Here is a 4,358-nt window from a genome sequence, read left to right as displayed (position 1 = left end):
GATCGCGCTGCCGACGGATTTCAGCGCCCGGATCGCGCGCAACACGCAGCTGGTGATCCAGGAGGAAACCGGCATCACCAATGTCGCCGACCCGATGGGCGGCAGCTATTACGTCGAGAGCCTGACATCGGCGCTGGTGGAAGAAGCGCGCAAGCTGCTGGCGGACGTGGACGCGGAAGGCGGGATGACCGCATATGTCGCGACCGGCAAGCCCAAAGCGCAGATCGAGGAAGCCGCCGCCGCCAAGCAGGCCAGTGTCGATCGCGGCGAGACGGTGATCGTGGGCGTCAACAAGTACCGCAAGGCCGAAGAAGACCCTATCGACACGCTCGACATCGACAACCACGCGGTGCGCCAGAGCCAGATCGCGCGGCTCGAGACAGTTCGCGACGCCCGAGACGAGACAGCGTGCCGCAAAGCTCTGGATGCGTTGACGCAAGGCGCGCGGGGCAGCGCGAACGTGCTCGAACTGGCAGTCGAGGCCGCAAGGCACGACGCGACGCTGGGCGAGATATCCACCGCGATGGAGGAGGTGTTCGGTAGATACGATACCATGCCCAAACCCGTGCGCGGGGTGTATTCCGCCGCTTACGCGCAAGACGATCGCTACCAGCAGGTCGTCGAAGGTGTGAGAGCGGTTCAACGGCGCCTTGGTCGTGCGCCGAAACTGATGGTCGCCAAGATGGGGCAGGACGGTCACGATCGCGGCGCCAACGTCATCGCCAGCGCCTTTGCCGACATGGGCTTCGAGGTGCTGAGCGGCCCCTTGTTTCAGACGCCAGCGGAAACGCGTGACATGGCGTTGGACAATGAGGTCGATGCCATCGGAGCCAGCAGCCTTGCCGCCGGGCACAAAACCTTGATCCCCGAACTGATCGGACACCTGAAGGATGCGGGGCGTCCGGATATCAAGGTGATCGCGGGCGGCGTGATCCCGCAGAAGGATTATGAGTATCTGCGCGACGCTGGCGTGCAGGGCATCTACGGCCCGGGCAGCAATGTGGTCGAATGCGCGGCGGACGTGCTGCGCCTGCTCGGCCACAACATGCCGCCTGCGGGCGAGGATCTGGACGAGGCGGCGGAGTGAGCATGAAATTCAAATTGCCCGCGCACGTCCGTGAACTTGTCGCTGCTAGAAACAAACTTAAGGATCATTTCTCGGCCTACGATCTCAGGTTCACATTTGATGGAAACTTGGTTGGCGACTTAGGAGAGGCTGTCGCGGCTGATTTGTTCGGTCTTACTTTGAGCGGTCGAAGCAACGAAGGCATCGATGGCTACGCGCGTGACGGACGCTCAGTTCAGGTGAAAGCTAGTGGAACTCGTCGCGGCCCTGCTTTTCGTCCCGTCGAAACCAAGGCCGACCACCTCATTGTCTTGCATCTTGATTACGATGCTTGCGAAGGTGAAGTGATCTACAACGGACCCGAAGAGCCAGTTGTCACGCAGCTGTTGCCGGGCAGTTGGCGTGATCAGCGGACTGCGAATTTACGCGGTCTCATCAAACTCAATAACAGCGTCGCCGACCATGAACGGCTGCCTATGATCGAAAGCAATCAATGACCCAGATCCGAACCGACTGGACCCGCGACGAAATTGCGGGCCTCTTCGACCTTCCCTTCACCGAGCTGCTGTTCCGCGCCGCCACCGTTCACCGCGAGTACCATCCGCCTGAACAGGTCCAGCTTTGCACGTTGTTGTCGATCAAGACCGGCGGCTGTCCGGAGGATTGCGGCTATTGCTCGCAGTCGGTGAAGGCCGACAGCGGGGTCGAGGCGACCAAGCTGATGGAGGTGCAATCTGTCCTCCAGCGCGCGGCACAGGCAAAGGACGCAGGCTCCCAGCGCTTCTGCATGGGCGCGGCATGGCGCAACCCCAAGGATCGCGACATGCCCGCGATCGTCGAAATCGTGAAGGGCGTGCGCGCCATGGGGCTGGAGACCTGCATGACGCTGGGCATGCTGACGCCGAAACAGGCGGATATGCTGAAGGAAGCGGGCCTCGATTACTACAACCACAATGTCGATACCGGGCCGGAATATTACGAGCGCGTGATTTCGACCCGCAATTATCAGGACCGGCTCGATACGCTCCAGAACGTGCGCGATGCGGGGATCAATGTGTGCAGCGGCGGCATCGTGGGCATGGGCGAGACGCGCGGGGATCGCGTCGGCTTCGTCCACACGCTCGCCACGCTCGAACGCCATCCCGAAAGCGTGCCAGTCAACGCGCTGGTCCCGGTCAAGGGCACGGTGCTGGGCGACATGCTGGCCGATACCCCGCTCGCCAAGATCGACGATATCGAATTCGTCCGTACCGTGGCGGTCGCGCGCATCACCATGCCGATGAGCATGGTGCGGCTCTCCGCAGGCCGCGAGAGGATGAGCGAGGCGACGCAGGCGCTGTGCTTTCTCGCGGGTGCCAATTCGATCTTCACTGGCGACAAGCTGCTGACGGCACCCAATGCGGGCGACGACAGCGACGGCGCGCTGTTTGCAAAACTGGGGCTGACACCTTTGCAGGCGGAAGAGCCGTTGCGTGCCTGCCGGACCATGGAGCCTGCCGAATGACTGACCACAAGCTCGAGACGCTGACTATCCATGCGGGCCAGCAGCCCGATCCTACCACCAACGCACGCATCACGCCGATCTACCAGACGGCGTCTTATGTTTTCGACGATCCGGATCACGCGGCGCGACTTTTCAGCCTGCAGGAGTTCGGGAATATCTATTCCCGGATCATGAACCCCACCAACGATGCGCTGGAGCAGAAGATCGCGGCGCTCGAAGGCGGGGTTGGCGCGCTCGGTGTCGCTTCCGGCCACGCAGCGCAGCTGATCGCCTTCTTCACGCTGATGCAGCCCGGCTGCAACATTGTTGCCGCCAAGAAACTCTACGGCGGGTCGCTCAATCAGATGGGCGAGAGCTTCCGAAAATTCGATTGGGAAACGCGTTTCGTCGATGCGGACGATCCGGCCAATATCGCTGCCGCCATCGACGACCAGACACGCTGCGTCTTCATCGAAAGCCTCGCCAATCCGGGGGGTGTGGTCAGCGATATCGCAGCGATCGCCAAGGTTGCCCACGATGCCGGTATCCCGCTGATCGTCGACAATACCATGGCGACGCCTGCGCTTTGCCGCCCGTTCGAACACGGTGCGGACATCGTGACCCATTCGACCACCAAGTTTCTCAATGGTCATGGCAATGCCATCGGCGGCGTAATCGTCGACAGCGGCAAGTTCGACTGGAAGGCGCAAGGGCACAAGTTCCCTTCGCTTACCCAGCCAAACGGATCTTATCACGGCGCGGTTCTGGTCGACGCTCTGGAGGAGATCGGGCCGATCGCCTTTATCGTCGCCTGCCGCGTACTGGGCCTGCGCGACCTAGGGCCGGCAATGGCGCCGATGAATGCCTTTCTGGCGCTGACCGGGATGGAGACCTTGGCGCTGAGGATGGAGCGGCATTGCGCCAATGCGCTCGAGCTGGCGAAATGGTTGCAGGACCATCCGAAGGTGGAGTGGGTCAGCTATGCCGGACTGAGCGAGAGCGCCTATCACGAACTGGCGCAGAAATATCTCGGCGGGCGGGCCGGATCGGTTTTTACCTTCGGATTGAAGGATGGATACGATGCGGGCGTGAAGCTGGTTTCGAGTGTCGAGCTATTCAGCCATCTCGCCAATATCGGCGACACGCGCTCGCTCATAATTCACCCGGCATCGACCACGCACAGCCAGCTGGGCGAGAACGAGCTGATCGCGGCCGGAGCAGGTCCGGACGTCGTGCGCGTCTCGGTCGGCATCGAACACATCGACGACATCAAGGCGGACCTGGCGCAAGCGCTGGACCGTATCTGAGGCAGGAGTAACCACATCCATGTTCGAGAAAATCCTGATCGCCAATCGTGGCGAGATCGCCTGCCGCGTGATCAAGACGGCCCGCCGCATGGGTATCGCGACCGTCGCCGTCTATTCCGATGCCGATGCGCGTGCGCCTTTCGTGCAACTGGCTGACGAGGCCGTTCACATCGGTCCGGCAGCGGCGGCGGAAAGTTATCTGGTCGCCGACAAGATCATTGCCGCCTGCAAGCAGACGGGCGCGCAGGCGGTCCATCCCGGCTATGGCTTCCTGTCCGAGCGCGCCAGCTTCGTAGAGGCGCTGGAGAAGGAGAACATTACCTTCATCGGCCCGCCCGCCAGTGCGATTGCGGCGATGGGCGACAAGATCGAATCGAAGAAGCTGGCGGCCGAGGCCGGCGTCAACACCGTGCCCGGTTCGGGCGGCGCGATCGCGGATACCGCCGAGCTGTTGATTCACTTAAAGGGATTTGAATGTCTTCATCAGCAGCTCTTGTTATAT

At 61.8% G+C, this 4,358-nt stretch carries 5 protein-coding genes; all 5 read left to right on the top strand.

Features of this window, described 5'->3' with window-relative positions; all coding sequences use genetic code 11:
• Window positions 1-1,087 (top strand): methylmalonyl-CoA mutase family protein (locus ACFDTG_RS16245; protein WP_375291969.1); only part of this gene is annotated, 1,087 nt, incomplete at its 5' end.
• Window positions 1,088-1,089: 2 nt separating this feature from the next.
• Entirely contained in the window at window positions 1,090-1,563 is a 474-nt protein-coding gene (locus ACFDTG_RS16240) for a hypothetical protein (RefSeq protein ID WP_375291968.1), read from the top strand.
• Entirely contained in the window at window positions 1,560-2,570 is a 1,011-nt protein-coding gene (gene bioB, locus ACFDTG_RS16235; RefSeq protein WP_375291967.1) for a biotin synthase BioB, read from the top strand. The genes ACFDTG_RS16240 and bioB overlap by 4 nt, the downstream gene beginning before the upstream one ends.
• Entirely contained in the window at window positions 2,567-3,856 is a 1,290-nt protein-coding gene (locus ACFDTG_RS16230; RefSeq protein WP_375291966.1) for an O-acetylhomoserine aminocarboxypropyltransferase, read from the top strand. Before bioB ends, ACFDTG_RS16230 begins: the two co-directional genes overlap by 4 nt.
• A gap of 19 nt (window positions 3,857-3,875) precedes the next feature.
• On the top strand, window positions 3,876-4,358 hold a 483-nt coding region (locus tag ACFDTG_RS16225; protein ID WP_375291965.1), incomplete at its 3' end, for a biotin carboxylase N-terminal domain-containing protein.

The sequence above is a fragment of the Qipengyuania sp. genome (assembly GCF_042095715.1).
GTDB lineage: Bacteria > Pseudomonadota > Alphaproteobacteria > Sphingomonadales > Sphingomonadaceae > Qipengyuania.
This window is presented reverse-complemented; position numbering and strand designations above follow the sequence as displayed.

Excerpts from the sequence above, each read along its gene's own strand:
- ACFDTG_RS16240 (WP_375291968.1), top strand. The coding sequence starts at position 1,090 with ATGAAATTCAAATTGCCCGCGCACGTCCGTGAACTTGTCGCTGCTAGA.
- ACFDTG_RS16230 (WP_375291966.1), top strand. The coding sequence starts at position 2,567 with ATGACTGACCACAAGCTCGAGACGCTGACTATCCATGCGGGCCAGCAG.
- bioB (WP_375291967.1), top strand. The coding sequence starts at position 1,560 with ATGACCCAGATCCGAACCGACTGGACCCGCGACGAAATTGCGGGCCTC.